The sequence below is a fragment of the Marinobacter profundi genome (genome assembly GCF_002744715.1).
GTDB lineage: Bacteria > Pseudomonadota > Gammaproteobacteria > Pseudomonadales > Oleiphilaceae > Marinobacter > Marinobacter profundi.
In genome coordinates this window covers 502,651-522,595 of the sequence record NZ_KZ319367.1, presented here as the reverse complement: position 1 = coordinate 522,595, position 19,945 = coordinate 502,651, and the positions used below count along the sequence as shown (strand labels likewise).

Sequence of the window (19,945 nt, the reverse complement as noted above, 5' to 3'; positions counted from 1 at the left end):
CCTGTCTGCAAGTCGCGTAAATGGGTTACTCTAAGAAAAGCCTGTACCGAATACAACGCGCCATCAGGCCACATGGCGATTTTGTCATATAGCGTGCCGGCTCAGGCCTCAGCCAGCGCCGCCGCTTCCTCGACATCCACGGACACCAGCCGCGAACAGCCGGGCTCGTGCATGGTCACCCCCATCAGCTGATCGGCCATTTCCATGGCGATCTTGTTGTGGGTAATGTAAATAAACTGTACCTGTTTTGACATCTCTTTCACCATATTGGCGTAACGCCCCACGTTGGCGTCATCCAGCGGTGCATCGACCTCGTCCAGCATGCAGAAAGGTGCCGGGTTGAGCTGGAAGATGGAGAACACCAGCGCAATCGCGGTGAGTGCCTTCTCGCCACCGGACAGCAGGTGAATGGTACTGTTCTTCTTGCCCGGCGGCCGGGCCATGATCGTGACCCCGGTTTCCAGCAGATCCTCCCCGGTCAGCTCCAGATAGGCGTTACCACCGCCAAAGACCTTCGGGAACAGGGCCTGCAGGCCGCCGTTGACCTGGTCGAAGGTTTCCTTGAAGCGCTGACGGGTCTCCCGGTCGATCTTGCGGATGGCGTTGTCGAGGGTCTCCAGGGCCTCCATCAGGTCGTCGTGCTGCTCATCCAGATAGGTTTTGCGTTCGCTCTGGACCTGGTACTCCTCGATCGCTGCCAGGTTGATCGCCCCCAACCGCTGGATCCGACTGCCGATCTTTTCCAGTTCCTCCGCCCACTCTTTCTCGGAGGCCTGCTCCGGGAGCTGAGCCAGCACCTCCTGCAGCTTCACGTTGAGTTCCCGCAGTTGCTCAATGTGGTTCCCTGACCGGATTTCCAGCGCCTGGGACTCCATCTTGAGCTTTTCCAACCGGGCCCGGACATCCTGGACCCGATGCTCAATACCGCTGCGGCCCTGTTCCTTCTCCCGCACCTCACGATCAATATCTTCCAGTGCATCACGGGCCGCCGCCAGCTTCTCCTCTTCCGCCAGACGGCGGTCGAGCAGGCCTTCCAGCTGCATCTGCAGGTCCTCGATGGGCTCCTCCGCGTTTTCGCGGGACTCACGCAGCATGTCCAGCCGCTCCTCGAGTCGCTCCTTCTGCATTTGCATCCGGTCGATGGTCTGGCGCAAGCCGTCGCGCTGGCTGTTCAGGGATTGCAGCTGTAACTGCAACTGATGGGCATGGTCACGGTCGTGGCGGGCATCCTGGCGCAGGCGGTCGAGATTCTCACGCAGCGTGTCACGGCGTTCCAGCAAGCGCTCTTTCTCTTCGTCACTGTCTTCGGTGGAAGCCAGCGCCTGCTGCCACTCTTCCCTGGCCTCCAGCAGGGTCTCCTGCTGGTCTTCCAGGCTGAGACTCACTTCAGCATGGTCGTCACGAATGCGCTGTAAACGGGCATCGATCTGCTCCGCCCTGGCACGCAGACCACTGATCCTGGAGGACAGGCCGCCCAGTTCCCGTTCTGCATCACTGAGTTGCCCCTGAGCATCATCGCGGGACGCCTCGGCACGCTCCGAGCGCTCCTGCAGGCTTTCCAGCCGGTCCTCGGCCGCTTCAAACAAACTTTCGGCCTCCGCCAGCTCGCTGGCAAGCTGGCTGACCTTCTTCTGGCGTTCAATTACCCCGACCTGCCCGGCATCGGAATCGGGCATCAGGATCCAGTCGCGGGCCACCCACACCCCGCCTGGGGTGATGATACTCTGGCCGGGCTGCAGGGACCCGCGAAGAGCGAGTGCCTCGTCGAGGTCCGCCGCTGTATCAATTCCCGTGAGCAGGTCCCGGATAGCGGAAACGCCTGACACCTTTGCCGCCAGGCCGCTGCCGGTTGCGACGGTGTCACCGGCGCCGCTGACCAGTGCCACGCCTTTCGGCGCGTTTGCCATGGCACCGTGCAAGCTCGTCAGGCCATCTGCCAGTGCGAGCCCCTGGGTGAACCGGCCAATGACCTGTTCGACGGCAAATTCCCAGCCATTCTCAATGTTCAACTGGCTTGCAACCCGTGGCACATCCGCCAACCCGTGTTCGCCGAGCCAGCCCTGCAAGGCGTCATCCTGGCTGCCCATTTGCTCGTCCAGCAGGGCCTGCTGGGATTCGAGCACCGCCTTGAGGCTCTGCACCCGTTGCCGGCTTTCGGACACCGCCTGCTCAGCCTCCCGCTGATGCTGGCGAGCCTCATAAAGACTGTCCTGAACCGCCGCAATACGCTCGGCGGCCTCCTCCCGTTGCAGCTCGAGGGTTTCCTGTTGTTCCAGCAACTCCTCAAGCTCGGCGCGATCCAGCTGGCCTTCCAGCAGCCCCTGCTCATCCCGCAGGCGATCCTGGCGGGTTCGCAACTGCTCAATGGCGTCTTCCAGCGAACGGATCCGCGACTGGGCGAGCTCCGCCTGGCGCCGGGCATCCGCCGAGCGGGCGCTGAAGGTTTCCCAGCTGTGTTGCCAGTCACTCATGGCATCTTCGGCTTGCTGGAGCTTCTCACCGGACTCTTCGGCCCGGATGACGAGCTCTTCCTGCTCCGGCCCGATCATATCCAGCTCCTGCTGGATGCCGGCCAGTTTTTCCTCGTCCTGTTCCAGCTCCCGCGCCAGCTCCCGCTGATTGGCCATGGCCTGATCGAGCTCGGCCGCGGTCTGCCGGCTGCGCTCCCGCTGGTGCTCAAGGCTCTGCTCAATGCGGGCTATGTCCGCGCCCGCCTCGTAATAACGGGCCTGGGCACGGTTGAAGTGTTCCGTGCGTTCGTGATGGTTGTCCCGCAGGGTTTCCATGGAGGTTTCCAGGCTGACCCGCTCGGTCAGCAACTTTTCCAGCTCCAGTTCGGTGTCGCGGATCTTGCCGCGCCAGGTTTGCAGGTCGTTATCGAGGGCCTGCCAGCGCAACACCGTAAGCTCGGCTTTCTTCTGCCGCTCCTCCTGCTTGTATGCCTTGTACTTTTCAGCCGCTGCAGCCTGGCGCTCCAGGTGCTGGAGTTGCCGCCCGAGCTCTTCCCGCAGATCGGTCAGCCGCTCAAGATTCTCCTGGGTGCGGCGAATGCGGTTCTCGGTTTCCTTGCGGCGCTCCTTGTACTTGGAAATACCGGCGGCTTCCTCGATGTAGATCCGCAATTCTTCGGGCTTGGCTTCGATCAGCCGGGAAATCATACCCTGCTCGATAATGGCATAGCTGCGGGGACCAAGGCCGGTGCCAAGAAACAGGTCGGTAATATCGCGGCGCCGACACTTGGCACCGTTGAGGAAATACTCCGACTGGCCCTCCCGCGACACCCGGCGGCGTACCGAGATTTCGCTGAACTTGGCGAATTCCCCGGGTGCCGAACCGTCACCATTATCGAACACCAGCTCGATGGAGGCCTGGCCCACCGGCTTGCGGGCACTGGAGCCGTTGAAGATGACATCCGTCATCGACTCGCCCCGCAGGTATTTTGCAGAACTTTCGCCCATAACCCAGCGAACAGCATCGATAATGTTGGATTTTCCGCAACCATTGGGACCCACCACCGCCGTCATGTTGGACGGAAACGGCACCGTGGTGGGATCGACAAAAGATTTGAAGCCGGCGAGTTTGATGGACTTCAGTCGCATATCACGCCTCCGCCTCGTCCTGGAGCAGCGCCAGGACCTGCTGGCGCTGGTGTTCGGCAAACGCGCGAATGGAGGCTTGCAACCGCTCCGAATCGCCACTGGCGGCCGCCTCACCCAGCTGCTTGAAGAAGCGGGCAGTTTCGCCGAACTCCTCGCGGAAGTTGTCCAGGGCGACGTAGTAGGTGCGGCTGATGGCGGGACGGAAATTCTCGAGGGTTTCCTCAAGGAAGGGATTTTCCACCAGGCGATAGGCGTAACGCATAACCCCGAAACCGGCGTCAATGACCTGCTCAGCGGCGTCACCGTCAGAGGAGTTGAGCGCGTCGATCACCGCCTGCAGTTCGCCCACCTGGCTCATCACACCGGCCAGCTGGTCACCGGACCAGCGCTCCAGAACCTTGCGGCCCAGCATACACAGGAGGTCGATGTAGATGTCGTAGAGACTGTTAACAATGTCGGGGGTCAGGCTGGACACCACGGCGCCCCGCCTGGGGAAAATCTCTACCAGGTGTCTGCGCTGGAGAATCAGCAGGGCCTCCCGGACGGACCCGCGGCTGACATTGAGCTCGCCCGCCACCTTGAGCTCCTGGATCCGCTCACCGGGCTTGAGGTCGCTGGTAATGATGCGCTGCCCCAGATGCTGGGCGATTTGTTCAGAAAGGCTTTCCGGGGCCTGAAACCTCATAGGGATAGTCGCTCACTTCTGCAGACGGCACAGTTACAAACGCTGGAGTGTACCATAGCGAATCTTCAGCCCCACCCTCTTGTCGGACATTTTGACTGTCCTTCCACCACTCCCCGGACGGGCCGGCCAGTGGTCAGCGCCGACCGCTCCTGGTATCGGGTTTACCGGAACCTTTCCCGGTTGCTTTGCCAGGCCCCCTGCCGGCACCGCTGCCCTTTGCCGAATCCCGGCCGGCACTCTTACCGGCACTCTTGTCGGCACTCTTACCGGCAGTATTACCGGCACTCTTGCCGGTTGCCTTCTCCGACGTCCGGCCCGGACGCTTTTCGGTGCTCTTGCCAGCAGATCGTTCCGGCCGGGTCCCCGTCACCTCCCAACGACCCGCGGCGGGCTTGCGCGCAGCACGGCCGGGGCTCTTGCGACGCTGACGATCCTGGGCTGCCTGCTCATCCGGGGTTTTCGCCGGAATGGCAACCGATGACAGGCCCACCGTGCGACTGAGAGTGTCCACGGCTTTCTGGTCGAGTTCTTCCCACTTGCCCATCACCAGGCGGCTGGGCAGGAAAACAGGTCCATAACGCACCCGCTTGAGGCGACTTACCCGAACGCCCTGGGATTCCCACAGGCGCCGGACTTCCCGGTTGCGACCTTCCATCAGAGTGACATGGAACCAGCGGTTGATCCCGCTGCCACCAGCCGGGCTGATGTCAGTAAACTTCGCCATGCCATCTTCCAGCAAAACCCCCTGCAGCAGACGCTCAATCATCGCGTCGTCCACCTCGCCGAAGATCCGCACCGCGTACTCGCGGTCGATCTCACTGGAGGGGTGCATCAGCCGGTTGGCCAGTTCCCCATCCGTCGTGAACAGCACGAGACCGGTGGTGTTGATGTCCAGGCGACCAATGGAGATCCAGCGCTGGTCCCGCAGTCTGGGCAAACGGTCAAACACCGTGGGCCGGCCTTCCGGATCCTTGCGGGTGGTTACCTCGCCCTCGGGTTTGTTGTAGATGAGGACCCGGCGCACCACCTCGGCTGCGGCGGTAATGTCCAGCCGCTTGCCATCCAGCTCAAAACGGTCGGCGGTGGTCGCTTTCTGGCCGGGCGCAGCAGGTTCGCCGTTGACCATCAGCCGGCCGGTTTCCATCCAGCCTTCGATTTCGCGCCGGGATCCGACGCCGGCACGGGCCAGCAATTTCTGGATACGCTCTGCACCACCCGGTTTCGGGCTATCGGCTGCAGGCTTGGTTGATGCTGTCGGGCGATTCTTCGCCATGGTATTTCCTTAACTAAAAGCTGATGCCGCTGGCATCAGTGGAGTGTCTGATGATCGGCCGAGTCAGCATCACCGGCGTCATCGCCAGCAACGTCGTCCGGTTCGGGGGCCGGCCCGCCCGCTTCGAACTCGATCTCTGCCTGCATGTTCTTTTCGATTTCCCGGCCAATTTCCTCAAGGTCCCGCACTTCGGACAATGGCGGCAACTGGTCCAGCCCGGTCAGATTGAAATAGTCCAGGAACTGCCGGGTGGTGGCATACATTGCCGGGCGGCCGGGTACGTCACGGTGGCCAACCACCCTGACCCACTCCCGCTCCAGCAGGGTACGCACAATGTTACTGCTTACCGTAACACCCCGTATCTCTTCAATTTCGCCCCGGGTAATGGGTTGGCGATAGGCAATCAGCGCCAGGGTTTCCAGCAAGGCGCGGGAGTACCGCTGGGGTCGCTCCTCGAACAACCGTCCGACCCAGGGGGCGTATTCCTCACGGACCTGCAGCCGGTATCCGCTGGCCACTTTTTTCAGTTCGAACCCACGTCCGTCACAGGCGGCCGCCAGCTGGCACATTACGTGCTCCATCACCTGCCGGGCCGGACGCTCATGCTCGTCGAACAACTCTCGCAACTGGTCAAGATTCAGTGGCTTGCCGGCTGCAAGAAGCGCCGCCTCCGTAATTGCCTGGATCCGTCGCAGATTTTCTTCGTTCATATCGCTGTCAATCCTGCCAATTCACACGACCGCACCGACGTCCCAAGCGAGCAAGCACTCGGCGAGCGCCGACCGGTCAATTTGCCGCACGTGCCCGCAGATGGATCTGACCAAACACCTCAGTCTGCACGATCTCAACCAGTTGTTCCTTGATCAGCTCGAGGGTCGCAAGAAAGGTAACCACCACCCCCAGCCTGCCCTCTTCCGGAGTAAACAGACTCTCGAAACTGACAAAGCTGTCACCACTCAATACCGACAGGATGGCCGACATTCGCTCGCGGGTTGAGAGCTTTTCCCGCTCCACATGATGACTGGTAAACAGGTCAGCACGCATCAGGACACCCTGCAGGGCATACAGAATCTCCTTCAGGTCCACCTCGGGGTGGGGCTGGCTGTTCGGCAGCCTGGGCAGTGCGGCTGAACCGGCAAAGGTGTCCCGCTCCATCCGCGGGATTTCTTCCAGATCCTCGGCAGCCTTCTTGAAACGTTCATACTGCTGGAGACGGCGGATCAGCTCGGCCCGGGGATCGGACTCTTCGTCGTCCTCGCTCTCCTGGCGCGGCAGCAACATGCGTGACTTGATCTCGGCAAGGGTTGCGGCCATCACCAGATACTCCGCGGCGAGCTCGAAACGCATCGCCTCCACGGCACTAATGTAGTCCATGTACTGGCGGGTGATCTCGCTGACATCGATATCCAGGATGTTCATGTTCTGCCGCCGGATCAGGTAGAGCAGCAAATCCAGCGGACCTTCGAACGCTTCCAGGAACACCGCCAGCGCATCGGGCGGAATGTAGAGGTCTTTCGGGAGATCAACCAGCGGCTTCCCGGATACCCGGGCTAACGGCATACCGGACTGATCCGCCGAGCCGGACGCCACCGCAGGTTCCGTAACCTCCGCTGGCGCCGTATTGCTCATGGTGTCATCCGTCATGCTCACTCCATCTGTTCAGCCCGGCCAGGATAGCCGGGCTGGCCACCGGTTACCGGTAACCGAGCCCCATCGCCGCACGGACTTCTTCCAGGGTGTCCCGCGCTGCATCACGGGCCTGCTCGGCCCCCTCTTCAAGAATGGAGTGCACCAGGTCCCGGTTATTCTCGTACTCGCGGGCCCGCTCGTGAAGGGGCCGCTGCTCTTCGATAATGGCATCGATCAGCGGTTTCTTGCAGTCGAGGCAGCCAATGCCGGCACTGCGGCAGCCGGTCTGCACCCACTGCTGGGTATCGGCATCGGAGTAAATCTTGTGCATACCCCACACCGGGCATTTCTCCGGCTCCCCCGGATCAGTACGGCGGACCCGCTGGGGATCGGTCTGCATGGTGCGGATCTTGACGGCGACACTGTCCGGCGCTTCCCGCAGGCCGATGTAATTGTTATAGGACTTGGACATCTTCTGGCCGTCCAGCCCCGGCATCTTGGATTCCGGCGTCAGCAGCGGCTGCGGTTCCGGCAGGATCACCTTGCCGCCCCCTTCAATGTAGCCATACAGTCGCTCCCGGTCACCCAGGGAAATGTTCTGCTGCTCCTTGAGCAGAGCCCGGGCCGTTTCCAGTGCCTCCAGATCGCCCTCTTCCTGATACCGTTTCTTCAGGGTGCGATAGAGTTTGGCGTTCTTCTTGCCCATCTTCACGATGGCGCCCTCGGCCAGCTCCTCGAAGCCCGGCTCCCGGCCATAGAGATGATTGAACCGACGGGCAATCTCTCGGGTGATCTCCACATGGGACACCTGATCCGCACCCACCGGCACCTTGCCCGCGCGATACATCAGGATGTCCGCCGTCTGCAGCAGCGGGTACCCCAGGAAGCCGTAGGTCGCCAGGTCCTTTTCACGCAGTTTTTCCTGCTGGTCCTTGTAGGTTGGAATGCGCTCCAGCCAGCCCAGCGGGGTAATCATCGAAAGCAGCAGATGCAGCTCCGCATGCTCTGGCACGCGGGACTGGATAAACATGGTGGAGGACCCCGGGTTTACGCCGGCCGCCAGCCAGTCAATCACCATGTCCCATACGCTCTCCTCGATACCGGAGGGGTCGTCGTACTGGGTGGTCAACGCGTGCCAGTCTGCGACGAAGAAGAAGCACTCGAATTCATGCTGGAGTTTCACCCAGTTTTTCAGCACACCGTGATAGTGGCCGAGGTGAAGCTTGCCGGTGGGGCGCATTCCGGACAAAACCCGTTGCTGGGAATCTACAGAACTCAAAGCATGAACTCCTTCTGTTTGAATTGAGCCGACCCATCATAGAGCAGGCTGACCGGGCATTATAGTCTTATCCACCCGCCGCGTTAAGAAGCCATTGATTGCCGGCCCAAAACAAAAAGCCCCCGGGGCCGCGAGGCACCCGGGGGCTTTGAGGCGTACCGGAGGTAAAAACTTACCAGCCGGTCACTTCCTTCAGCGCCTTGCCGATTTCGGCCAGGCTGCGCACGGTTTTAACACCGGCGTCGTTCAGGGCGGCAAACTTCTCGTCTGCAGTGCCCTTGCCACCGGAGATGATGGCACCGGCGTGGCCCATACGCTTGCCAGGAGGCGCAGTTACACCCGCGATGTAAGACACCACCGGCTTGGTTACGTTCTCCTTGATGAAGGCCGCCGCCTCTTCTTCGGCGGTACCGCCGATTTCACCAATCATTACAATAGCTTCGGTCTGCGGATCTTCCTGCAGCAGCTTGAGAATGTCGATGAAGTTGGAACCCGGAATCGGGTCACCACCGATACCTACACAAGTGGACTGACCAAAGCCGAAGTCAGTGGTCTGCTTAACCGCTTCGTAAGTCAGGGTACCGGAGCGGGACACGATGCCCACCTTGCCGGGCTTGTGGATGTGGCCCGGCATGATGCCGATCTTGCACTCGCCCGGCGTGATCACGCCCGGACAGTTCGGTCCGATCATCCGCACGCCCTTGCGATCTACGTATTCCTTGGCGTACAGCATGTCGATGGTCGGGATGCCTTCAGTGATGCAGACGATCAGCTGAATGCCAGCATCGGCAGCTTCAATGATGGCGTCCTTACAGAACGGAGCCGGTACGTAGATAACAGTCGCTTCTGCACCGGTCTTCTCTACGGCGTCACGCACGGTGTTGAACACCGGCAGGCCCAGATGCTCGGTGCCGCCCTTGCCCGGGCTCACACCGCCAACCATCTTGGTACCATAGGCAATGGCTTGCTCAGAGTGGAAAGTACCCTGTGCGCCGGTAAAGCCCTGGCAGATAACCTTGGTGTCTTTATTGATCAGGATGCTCATTATTTACCCCCTGCGGCTTTAACGACTTGCTCTGCGGCATCCGCCAGACTGGTGGCGGCGATGATGTTCAGACCACTTTCCGCCAGAACCTTGGCGCCCAGGTCAGCGTTGTTGCCTTCCAGGCGGACCACAACAGGCACTTTAACGCCTACTTCTTTAACCGCACCGATGATGCCTTCGGCGATCATGTCGCAACGAACGATACCACCGAAGATGTTAACCAGAACGGCTTGTACCGCGTCGTCAGACAGGATGATCTTGAACGCTTCGGTAACGCGTTCCTTGGTCGCGCCGCCACCTACGTCCAGGAAGTTGGCAGGCTGGCCGCCGGCGAGCTTGATGATGTCCATGGTACCCATGGCCAGACCAGCGCCGTTAACCATGCAACCGATGTTGCCTTCCAGGGCGACGTAGTTCAGCTCCCAACGGGCAGCTTCTGCTTCGCGGGGATCTTCCTGGGAAGGATCGTGCATCTCGTGGATTTTCTTCTGACGGTACAGAGCGTTGCCGTCAACACCGAGCTTGGCATCCAGACAGTGCAGGTCGCCAGCCGGAGTGATCACCAGCGGGTTGATCTCAACCAGCGCCAGGTCGCACTCTTCGAACAGCTTGGCCAGACCCAGGAAGATCTTGGTGAACTGACCGATCTGCTTGCCTTCCAGGCCGAGTTTGAAGGCCAGTTCGCGGCCCTGGTACGGCTGAGCGCCTACCAGCGGATCGATTTCGGCTTTCAGGATCTTTTCCGGAGTTTCTTCGGCAACCTTCTCGATTTCCACGCCGCCTTCGGTAGACGCCATGAACACGATACGACGGGTGCCACGGTCAACAACCGCACCCAGGTACAGTTCCTGGTCGATGTCGGTGAGGGATTCAACCAGAATCTTGCTGACCGGCTGGCCTTTCTCGTCGGTCTGGTAGGTTACCAGGTTCTTGCCCAGCCAGTTCTCGGCGAAGGCACGGATCTCGTCCTTGCTCTTGACCAGCTTGACGCCACCGGCCTTACCACGGCCACCGGCATGAACCTGTGCTTTGACGACCCACGCATCACCACCGATTTCGGTAGCGGCCGCTACAGCTTCCTGAGGGGTATCGCAGGCAATGCCCTGGGATACAGGCAGGCCGTATTCAGCGAACAGCTGCTTGCCCTGATATTCATGCAAATTCATAGTTAATGTCCCGCTTTTTGATGGAGGATAACCACGTACGGAAATGAACCCGCTGAAGCGCCGTCTCTGGAGCTCCTCTTGCGAATTCGGCTTGGCGAACCGGGGATCACCTCAGCCCGCCGTGAGCGCAAACGAAAACCTGCCGTTTTTATGGCAGCGGGGCGCCGTCGTTGGCGCCCCCTGTTTCCTGTATTGCGTTACTTCTTCTTGCGACGGTTGGCAATGTGGATTGCGCCGCCGTTCACAGCCAGTGCTGCCTCGTGCACGGACTCGGACAGAGTCGGATGCGCGAAACAGGTCAGGGCCAGATCTTCTGCGCTGGAGCCGAACTCCATCGCGATCACGCCCTGGGCAACGATTTCGGATGCCTGCGGACCCACCACATGGAAGCCGAGGATACGATCGGTCTTCTCGTCAGCGATGATCTTGACCATGCCGGATGCCGCATTGGCAGCCATGGCGCGACCGTTTGCGGCGAACGGGAAGGTACCCACCTTGTAGGCCTCACCTTCTGCCTTCAGCTGCTCCTCGGTCTTGCCAACCCAGGCAACTTCCGGTGCGGTGTAGATCACGTTCGGGATGCAGTCATAGTTGACCTGCGGCTTGTGGCCGGCAATACGCTCGGCAACCATCACACCCTCTTCGGATGCCTTATGGGCCAGCATCGGGCCACGCACCACGTCACCTACCGCCCAGACACCCGGGGCTTCGGTCTTGCAGTTCTCGTCAACAAAGATAAACCCACGCTCATCCATCTTGACGCCGGAATCTTCCGACAGCAGGTTGTCGGTGTATGGACGACGGCCAACAGCCACAATCAGCTTGTCGACCTTCAGCTCCTGCTTGCCCTTGGCATCTTCGTAGGTCACGTTGACCAGCTTGCGCTTGACTTCGGCGCCGGTCACCCGACCACCGAGCACAATGTTCAGGCCCTGCTTCTGGAACTGCTTGAGTGCGTCTTTGGCGATCTGCTGGTCCACCGCCGGCAGGAAGCTGTCCTGGGCTTCCAGGATGGTCACTTCGGCACCCAGACGGGCCCAGACACTGCCCAGCTCCAGACCGATTACACCAGCACCGATGATGCCAAGGCGCTTGGGCACTTCGGTAAACTCCAGCGCGCCTTCGGAATCGGTGATGTAGCCTTCGGTCATCGGCGCAGGCGGGATCTCGATCGGCTTGGAACCGGTAGCGATGATCACGTTCTCTGCTTCGTAAGTCGTCGTCTTGCCGTCGTTAGCGGTAACTTCCACCTTGCGGTTGGCCAACAGCTTGCCGTGGCCCTGGATGGCGGTTACACCATTGGCCTTGAACAGCCCGGCGATACCACCGGTCAGCTGCTTAACGATGCCGGCCTTGCGCTCCATCATCTTGGCGACGTCCATCTGGACGTCCTTGACCATGATGCCCTGCTCGGCGTAATGGTGAGCGGTCTCCTCGAACTTGTGGGAAACCTCCAGCAGCGCCTTGGAGGGGATACATCCAACGTTGAGGCAGGTACCACCCAGTACCTGCTTGCCGTCTTCGGCAGTCCAGGACTCCACACACGCGGTCTTCAGGCCCAGCTGGGCTGCCTTGATGGCCGCTACGTAGCCGCCGGGGCCCGCACCAATGACGATTACGTCGTACTTATCAGACATTATTCAATCCTGTTTTCTGATTCGTTAAGTGTCAGGCTCAGACGTCCAGCAGAATGCGCGCCGGGTCTTCAACCATGTCCTTGATCGCTACCAGGAACTGCACCGCTTCCTTGCCGTCGATCATACGGTGATCGTAAGACAGGGCCAGGTACATCATCGGCAGGATAACAACCTGACCGTTAACCGCCATCGGGCGCTCCTGGATTTTGTGCATACCAAGGATAGCAGTCTGCGGCGGATTCAGGATCGGCGTCGACATCAGCGAGCCGAACACACCACCGTTGGAGATGGTGAAGGTGCCGCCCGTCATTTCCTCAATACCCAGCTTGCCGTCACGGGCCTTGGTGCCGTACTCGACAATCTTCTTCTCGATATCGGCCAGGCCCATGGCATCGGTGTCACGCAGCACGGGGACCACCAGACCACGGTCGCTGGACACGGCTACGCCGATGTCCTGGTAGCCGTGGTAAACCATGTCGTTGCCGTCGATGGACGCGTTAACCGCCGGGAACCGCTTGAGCGCCTCGGTAGCCGCCTTGACGAACAGGGACATGAAGCCCAGCTTGATGCCGTGACGCTTCTCGAAGCTGTCCTTGTACTGCTTGCGCAGATCCATCAGCGGCTTCATGTTGACTTCGTTGAAGGTGGTGAGCATGGCCGCGTTCTGCTGGGCACTGACCAGGCGCTTTGCAATGCTGGCACGCAGGCGGGTCATCGGTACCCGCTTCTCCGGACGCTCGCCGGCAGCCACTTCAACCTGTGGCATCTGGGCAGCAGGCTGGGCTACAGGGGCAGCGGACTTGCCGCTTTCAACGAAGTTCTGCACGTCTTCCTTGGTTACCCGGCCATCTTTGCCGGTGCCCTTGACCGCGTTCGGGTCGATATTGGCTTCTTCCGCCAGCTTGCGGGCCGCCGGGCTCAGGATGGCATCACCAGAGGCCGCGGAATTCTCTTCGGCCTGGGGCGCTGCAGCGCTCGCTTCCGCCGCGGCCGGCTTGACTTCGCCCGCTGCGCCTTCCTTGAACTGGCCGATCACCTCACCGCTTTCTACGGTGTCGCCTTCGCCTTTCAGGATCGCCTCGATCACACCGTCTGCCGGCGCGACCACTTCCAGAACCACCTTGTCGGTTTCGATATCGACAATCAGTTCGTCGCGGGCGCAGGCTTCACCAGGCTGCTTGTGCCAGGTCGCGACGGTACCCTCTGCGACCGATTCGGGAAAAACGGGGGCTTTGATTTCAATTGACATCTCGGATCCTTAATTCGGTAGCTCGTCAGATTTCGAACGCGTCGTTAACCAGGTTCTTCTGTTCTTCAATGTGCACGGACATATGACCACAGGCCGGAGCCGCTGAAGCCTCACGCCCTGCGTATTGCAGGTACAGCTTCGGGTTCTTCCGGTGCAGCGCGTTACGCATGTGATGCTGACTGCAGTACCACGCGCCCTGGTTCATGGGCTCCTCCTGACACCAGACCACGTGCTTGAGTTTGGTGTACTGACTCAGGAGTTCATCCAGGTCATCGGACGGGAACGGATACAGCTGTTCGATCCGCACAATGGCCACATCGTCGCGCTCATCAGCCTTCTTCTTTTCCAGCAAGTCATAATAGACCTTACCGCTGCAAAGAATAAGGCGGGTGACTTTCTTCGGATCGGACGGCTCTTTCTCAGGCAGAATGGTCTGGAAAGTACCGGAGGTCAGATCCTCGAGGTCGGAGGTTGCTTCCTTGTGACGCAGCAGGCTCTTCGGTGTGATGGCAACCAGCGGCTTGCGCAGCGGGCGCTTGACCTGGCGACGCAGCATATGGAACACCTGCGACGGCGTGGTCGGCACACATACCTGGATATTGTGCTCGGCACACAACTGCAGGTAACGTTCCAGGCGCGCCGAGCTGTGCTCGGGGCCCTGCCCCTCATAGCCGTGCGGAAGCAGCAGTGTCAGGCCGCACAGACGCCCCCACTTGTGCTCACCACTGGTAAGGAACTGGTCGATGACCACCTGGGCACCGTTGGCGAAGTCACCGAACTGGGCTTCCCAGACAATCAGCGCATTCGGCGTAGTGGTGGCGTAACCATATTCAAACGCCATAACGGCTTCTTCAGACAGCAGCGAGTCGTAGATTTCGAAACGCGGCTGATCGTCAGCAAGCTCTTTCAGCGCAATATGGGTAGTACCGTCCTTCTGGTTGTGCAGCACCGCGTGACGGTGGGAGAAGGTACCACGACCCACGTCCTGACCGGTCAGGCGAATCGGATGACCTTCATCCAGCAGCGTCGCGTAGGCCATCACCTCACCGTAACCCCAGTTGATGGGCAGCGCGCCGGCTGTCATCTTGTTGCGGTCATCAATGATCTTCGACACCTGACGCTGGATGCTGAAACCTTCAGGCACCTGGCCCAGCTTCTTGCCCAGTTTCTGAATGGTCTTCAGGGCAACACTGGACTTGCACTTGGCCGTCCACTCGTGACCCAGGAACGGAGTCCAGTCAACGTAGAGCTCCTTGTTAGGCTCCTTGACCAGAGATTTGACCACGTGCTCGCCGTTATCCAGCGCATCGCGGTACTCCAGCTCCATCTGCTTGACTTCTTCTTCGGTCAGCACCCCTTCGCTGATCAGATGATCCGCATAGATATTGCGGGTCGTCTTCAGCTTGCGGATCTTCTCATACATCAGTGGCTGGGTTGCCGCCGGCTCGTCGGCCTCGTTGTGGCCGCGGCGACGGTAACACACCAGGTCAATGACCACGTCGCGCTTGAACTCGTTGCGGTAGTCCATCGCCATCTGGGTAACGAACATGACCGCTTCGGGATCATCCGCGTTAACATGCAGAATCGGCGCCTGAACCATCTTGGCAACGTCAGTACAGTACTCGGTGGAACGAGCATCTTCCTGCTTGCTGGTGGTGAAGCCAACCTGGTTGTTGATGACGATATGGATGGTGCCGCCTACCCCGTAACCTCGGGTCTGGGACATCTGGAAGGTCTCCATCACCACGCCCTGGCCGGCAAACGCCGCATCGCCGTGCATGATGATCGGAACAACCTGACTGCCATCGGTATCGTTACGACGGGTCTGACGGGCGCGCACCGAGCCTTCAACAACCGGAGAAACAATTTCCAGGTGTGACGGGTTAAAGGCGAGAGCAAGGTGAACCTCACCGCCTTCGGTCATCACGTTGGAAGAGAAGCCCTGGTGATACTTCACGTCACCGGAGCCGGAATCCGCGAGCTTCTTGCCCTCGAATTCGTCAAACAATTCTTTCGGGTTCTTGCCGAGCGTGTTTACCAGCACGTTCAGCCGGCCACGGTGGGCCATACCCAGTACAATTTCCTTCGCGCCGTAGCTTCCGGCACGCTGGATCAGCTCATCCAGACACGGAATCAGGCTTTCGCCGCCCTCAAGACCAAAACGCTTGACGCCCGGGTAGCGGGAGCCCAGGTATTTCTCCAGGCCTTCGGCAGCCGTGAGGCGTTCGAGGAGGTGCTTGCGGGTCTTTGCTTCGTATTCCGGTCGTGAGCGGACCGGTTCCATGCGTTGCTGGAACCAGCGCTTGATGCGGGTATCAACAACGTGCATGTATTCCGCACCAATGCTTTCACAATAGGTTTTGCGGAGGCCTTCCACGATATCGCTGAGCTTCATGGCTTCCGAGCCGAAGTTCAGGGATCCGGTCTGGAATTCAAGATCCAGATCCGACTGGGACAAGTCGTGGAATGAAAGATCGAGATCTTCTACCTGAGGGCGTTGCCAGACGCCGAGCGGGTCCAGCTTGGACTCCTGGTGACCGCGGAAGCGGAACGCATTGATCAGCTGGAGAACGCGAACCTGCTTGCGATCAGCATCGGATGTGGCACTGGCGGGCACGCCACTGGCCAGAAAACGCTGATTGCGGGAGATGTGCTCAAACTGTTCGCGGATCGAGGAGTGGGCAATGTCACGACCGTGATGACCATCGACGCTGGGGAGCTTGTCGAAGTAGCTGCGCCACTCTTCGGGAACGGCATTGGGGTCTGTCAGGTAGGTTTCAAAAAGCTGTTCAACATAGGCCAGATTTCCACCCTGCAAGTGGGAAGTCTGCCATAACTGCTCCATTATGCTTTCATGCATTTTGAATAGCTCACCTTGGGCTGGTGCGGGGGGCTGATTATGGTCGGCCAGGGGTAAATCTCAGTCAATACGGGTTTTTACGGGATCGACTTTAGCCACCACAGTCAGCACGGATGTTTTCCGGTTCCCGGTGGTTTTTATACTCAGCAAAGCCGCGCAAAACCTTTTAAGTCCTGCAGCAGCCCGCGTAGTGTGCACCTCCCTAAGACCAATGACTATAAGCCTTTGGTTGAAGGCCCCGCATATTGCGAGGCCTTCGGGGGTGCTAACCTGTCAGAACAGTATAGCGTCTGGTTCTCTGACTGCTCGTCAGGTAGCCCGCTGCAGGAGCAGGTTACGAATGTGGCCGATTGCCCTTGTGGGGTTCAGGCCTTTCGGACAGACGCTGACACAGTTCATGATGCCGCGGCAGCGGAATACACTGAACGGGTCATCCAGGTTGGCCAGGCGCTCTGCCTGCGCGGTGTCCCGGCTGTCTGCCAGGAACCGGTAGGCCTGCAGCAGACCGGCCGGGCCGATGAACTTGTCCGGATTCCACCAGAAAGACGGGCAGGATGTGGAACAACAGGCACAGAGAATACACTCGTACAGACCGTCCAGCTTCTCCCGGTCTTCCGGCGACTGCAGACGCTCAATGGCGGGCGCCGGCTTGTCGTTCACCAGGTACGGCATGACCTTCTCGTACTGCTTGTAGAACAGGCTCATGTCGATGACCAGGTCGCGGATAACCGGCAGACCGGGCAGCGGGCGCAGCACCAGCTTGTTGTTCTTCACAACCTGGGACACCGGCGTGATACAGGCCAGACCGTTCTTGCCGTTCATGTTCATGCCATCAGAGCCACAAACACCCTCACGGCAGGAGCGGCGATACGCCAGCGACGGATCCTTTTCCTTCAGCAGGTTCAGGACGTCCAGGATCATCAGATCCTTGCCTTCCGGAAGCTCCAGCTCAACGTCCTGCATATAAGGGGCGTTGTCAGTTTCCGGATTGTAACGGTAAAGGCTTACCAACATTATGTGCTACCCCCTTAGTAAGTCCGGATTTTCGGTTCGAAGGTCGGAACCGTTTTCGGTGCAAAGTTGACGTCACGCTTGCCTACGCGCTTGTCCAGCGGGAAGTACACGGAATGCTTCAGCCAGTTCTCGTCGTCACGCTCAGTGAAGTCGTTACGGGCGTGGGCACCACGGCTTTCCTTACGCTCGTAAGCGGAAACCGCAGTGGCGTATGCCACCTCGAACAGGTTGTCCAGCTCAAGCGCCTCAATACGCGCGGTGTTGAAGGCGTTGCTGGTGTCAGCCAGCTTGGTCTTGCGCACACGCTCGCCGATTTCGTTCAGCAGCTTCAGACCCTTCTCCATGCTCTCGCCGTCACGGAATACACCGAAATACAGCTGCATGCAGTTCTGCAGGTCCTTACGAACCGCAGCCACTTCTTCACCCTCGGTGGCGCTATTCAGACGGTTCAGGCGGGCCATGGCACGCTCGATATCCGCCTCGCTGGCATCATCAACCGTGAAGCCGTTGCGCAGCTGCTCTTCGATATGCAGGCCAGCCGCACGACCGAAGACCACCAGGTCAAGCAGCGAGTTACCGCCCAGACGGTTGGCACCGTGAACGGATACGCAGGCCGCCTCGCCGCAGGCGAACAGGCCTTCAATCGGCTTGTCGTTACCGTTTTCGTCGAGGGTCAGAGCCTGGCCGCCAACGTTGGTCGGAATACCACCCATCATGTAGTGACAGGTCGGCACTACCGGGATCGGCTCTTTCACCGGATCCACGTGCGCGAAGGTACGGGACAGCTCACAGATACCCGGCAGACGCAGGTTCAGGGTTTCTTCACCCAGGTGATCCAGCTTCAGCAGTACGTGATCCTTCTCGGGGCCACAGCCGCGGCCTTCCAGGATCTCGATAACCATGGAACGGGCCACCACGTCACGACCGGCAAGGTCTTTGGCGTTGGGCGCATAACGCTCCATGAAACGCTCGCCTTCGGCGTTGATCAGGTAACCGCCCTCACCCCGGCAACCCTCGGTTACCAATGTACCGGCACCGTGGATACCAGTCGGGTGGAACTGCCACATTTCCATGTCCTGGACGGGGAAGCCGGCACGCAGTGCCATACCAATGCCGTCGCCGGTATTGATCAGGGCGTTGGTGGTAGAGGCGTAGATACGACCCGCACCACCAGTGGCCAGAACCGTAGCCTTGGACTTGATATAGGCAACGTCGCCGGTTTCGATCTCGATGGCAACAACACCCACCACCTGGCCCTTGGCATTCTTGACCAGATCTACGGCGTACCACTCATTAAGGAAGGTAGTGCCGCCTTTCAGGTTGGCCTGGTAAAGAGTGTGCAGCAGGGCGTGACCGGTACGGTCAGCGGCCGCACAGGTACGGGCCGCCTGGCCACCCTTGCCGTAGTCCTTGGACTGGCCACCGAACGGACGCTGGTAGATGCGGCCCTGCTCGGTACGGGAGAACGGCAGACCCATGTGCTCCAGCTCGAAAACCGCTTGCGGGCCCACGGAACACATGTACTCGATCGCGTCCTGGTCACCGATATAATCGGAACCCTTGACGGTGTCATACATGTGCCAGCGCCAGTCATCATTGGGATCCGCGCTGGCAATCGCACAGGTGATACCACCCTGGGCAGATACGGTGTGCGAACGGGTCGGAAACACCTTGGTGATACAGGCGGTTTTAACACCGGATTCGGTCAGCTGCAGCGCGGCACGCATGCCGGCACCGCCACCACCGATGACGATTGCATCGTAGGAAATGGTCTTGATGTTAGCCATTAATTAAAGCCCCCAAAGAATCTGTATGCCCCAGACCACATAGACGAACATGGTCAGACCACAGGCCGCCTGGACCAGGAACCGCGGAAGGGCTGCCTTGATATAGTCGGTGGTGACAGTCCACAGACCGATCCACGCGTGTCCGCCAATGGAAAGCAGAGCCAGCAGACTGAAAATACGGAACCAGGTCTGTCCGAACAGTGCACTCCAGACTTCGTAATTGACGTCAGTGGTCAGCACGAAGCCAAGCAGGAAGATGGTGTACAGAGCGAGTACGTAGGCGGTCACACGCTGGATCAGCCAGTCGTAGACACCGCTACGGCCAAGGTTAGTTACGCTGTTTACGCTGCCCATACCCAAACTCCTGCCAGAACGATGAGAATGACGGAAACCACAATCGTGATCTTCGCGGCGAGGCGACCACTCTGAAGGTCTTCACCAATGCCTGCATCCATGAACAGATGCTTGATACCGGCAACCAGGTGGTACAACAAGGCAGACAGAATGCCCCAGATGATCAGCTTTGCAAGGAAGCTGTCCAGCAGTTCACTCACACGATTGAAGCCTTCTTCCCCGGACAGGGTAAGATCAAGGCCATACAGCATGAACGCTACACCAACAAAAATGATGATGCCGCTGATCCGATGCAGGATGGACGTGATGGCTGGCAGTGGAAAGTGAAACTTGCCGAGATCGAGATTAACTGGTCGTTTGCTATTCAC

At 59.6% G+C, this 19,945-nt stretch carries 15 protein-coding genes; all 15 read right to left on the bottom strand.

Annotation, left to right across the window (positions count from 1 at the left end):
* Positions 1-101: 101 nt before the first annotated feature.
* The 15 genes from smc to sdhC all read right to left on the bottom strand — a co-directional run bounded on the left by smc (position 102) and on the right by sdhC (position 19,945).
* Positions 102-3,599: a chromosome segregation protein SMC gene (smc, locus tag CLH61_RS02310; protein WP_099613080.1), complete on the bottom strand. Its 3,498-nt coding sequence runs from the start codon at positions 3,597-3,599 to the stop codon at positions 102-104.
* A gap of 1 nt (position 3,600) precedes the next feature.
* Positions 3,601-4,284 carry a GntR family transcriptional regulator gene (locus CLH61_RS02305; protein ID WP_099613079.1) on the bottom strand — a complete coding sequence of 228 codons (684 nt, stop codon included), beginning with the start codon at positions 4,282-4,284 and terminating at the stop codon, positions 3,601-3,603.
* 133 nt (positions 4,285-4,417) lie between these two features.
* A complete protein-coding gene (gene rluB, locus CLH61_RS02300; RefSeq protein WP_099613078.1) occupies positions 4,418-5,557 on the bottom strand; it encodes a 23S rRNA pseudouridine(2605) synthase RluB in 1,140 nt (379 codons plus the stop codon).
* Between the two features lie 35 nt (positions 5,558-5,592).
* Entirely contained in the window at positions 5,593-6,267 is a 675-nt protein-coding gene (scpB, locus tag CLH61_RS02295; protein WP_099613077.1) for an SMC-Scp complex subunit ScpB, read from the bottom strand.
* Positions 6,268-6,343: 76 nt separating this feature from the next.
* Positions 6,344-7,201: a segregation and condensation protein A gene (locus tag CLH61_RS02290; protein WP_228152499.1), complete on the bottom strand. Its 858-nt coding sequence runs from the start codon at positions 7,199-7,201 to the stop codon at positions 6,344-6,346.
* A gap of 49 nt (positions 7,202-7,250) precedes the next feature.
* Positions 7,251-8,465, bottom strand: coding sequence for a tryptophan--tRNA ligase (locus CLH61_RS02285; protein WP_099613076.1), 1,215 nt, complete (start codon positions 8,463-8,465; stop codon positions 7,251-7,253).
* A gap of 172 nt (positions 8,466-8,637) precedes the next feature.
* Positions 8,638-9,510, bottom strand: coding sequence for a succinate--CoA ligase subunit alpha (sucD, locus tag CLH61_RS02280; protein ID WP_099613075.1), 873 nt, complete (start codon positions 9,508-9,510; stop codon positions 8,638-8,640).
* On the bottom strand, positions 9,510-10,676 hold the full coding sequence (sucC, locus tag CLH61_RS02275; RefSeq protein WP_099613074.1) for an ADP-forming succinate--CoA ligase subunit beta: 1,167 nt from the start codon (positions 10,674-10,676) through the stop codon (positions 9,510-9,512). Before sucC ends, sucD begins: the two co-directional genes overlap by 1 nt.
* Before the next feature lie 197 nt (positions 10,677-10,873).
* On the bottom strand, positions 10,874-12,313 hold the full coding sequence (lpdA, locus tag CLH61_RS02270) for a dihydrolipoyl dehydrogenase (protein WP_099613073.1): 1,440 nt from the start codon (positions 12,311-12,313) through the stop codon (positions 10,874-10,876).
* Positions 12,314-12,350: 37 nt separating this feature from the next.
* Entirely contained in the window at positions 12,351-13,562 is a 1,212-nt protein-coding gene (odhB, locus tag CLH61_RS02265) for a 2-oxoglutarate dehydrogenase complex dihydrolipoyllysine-residue succinyltransferase (protein WP_099613072.1), read from the bottom strand.
* A 25-nt stretch (positions 13,563-13,587) separates the two neighbouring features.
* A complete protein-coding gene (locus CLH61_RS02260; RefSeq protein ID WP_099613071.1) occupies positions 13,588-16,422 on the bottom strand; it encodes a 2-oxoglutarate dehydrogenase E1 component in 2,835 nt (944 codons plus the stop codon).
* 309 nt (positions 16,423-16,731) lie between these two features.
* The gene (locus CLH61_RS02255) at positions 16,732-17,436 is read right to left on the bottom strand and encodes a succinate dehydrogenase iron-sulfur subunit (RefSeq protein ID WP_099613070.1); all 705 of its coding nucleotides are present in this window, start codon (positions 17,434-17,436) and stop codon (positions 16,732-16,734) included.
* Positions 17,437-17,450: 14 nt separating this feature from the next.
* On the bottom strand, positions 17,451-19,223 hold the full coding sequence (gene sdhA / locus CLH61_RS02250) for a succinate dehydrogenase flavoprotein subunit (RefSeq protein WP_099613069.1): 1,773 nt from the start codon (positions 19,221-19,223) through the stop codon (positions 17,451-17,453).
* Between the two features lie 3 nt (positions 19,224-19,226).
* A complete protein-coding gene (gene sdhD, locus CLH61_RS02245) occupies positions 19,227-19,577 on the bottom strand; it encodes a succinate dehydrogenase, hydrophobic membrane anchor protein (RefSeq protein WP_099613068.1) in 351 nt (116 codons plus the stop codon).
* Entirely contained in the window at positions 19,565-19,945 is a 381-nt protein-coding gene (gene sdhC, locus CLH61_RS02240; protein WP_099613067.1) for a succinate dehydrogenase, cytochrome b556 subunit, read from the bottom strand. Before sdhC ends, sdhD begins: the two co-directional genes overlap by 13 nt.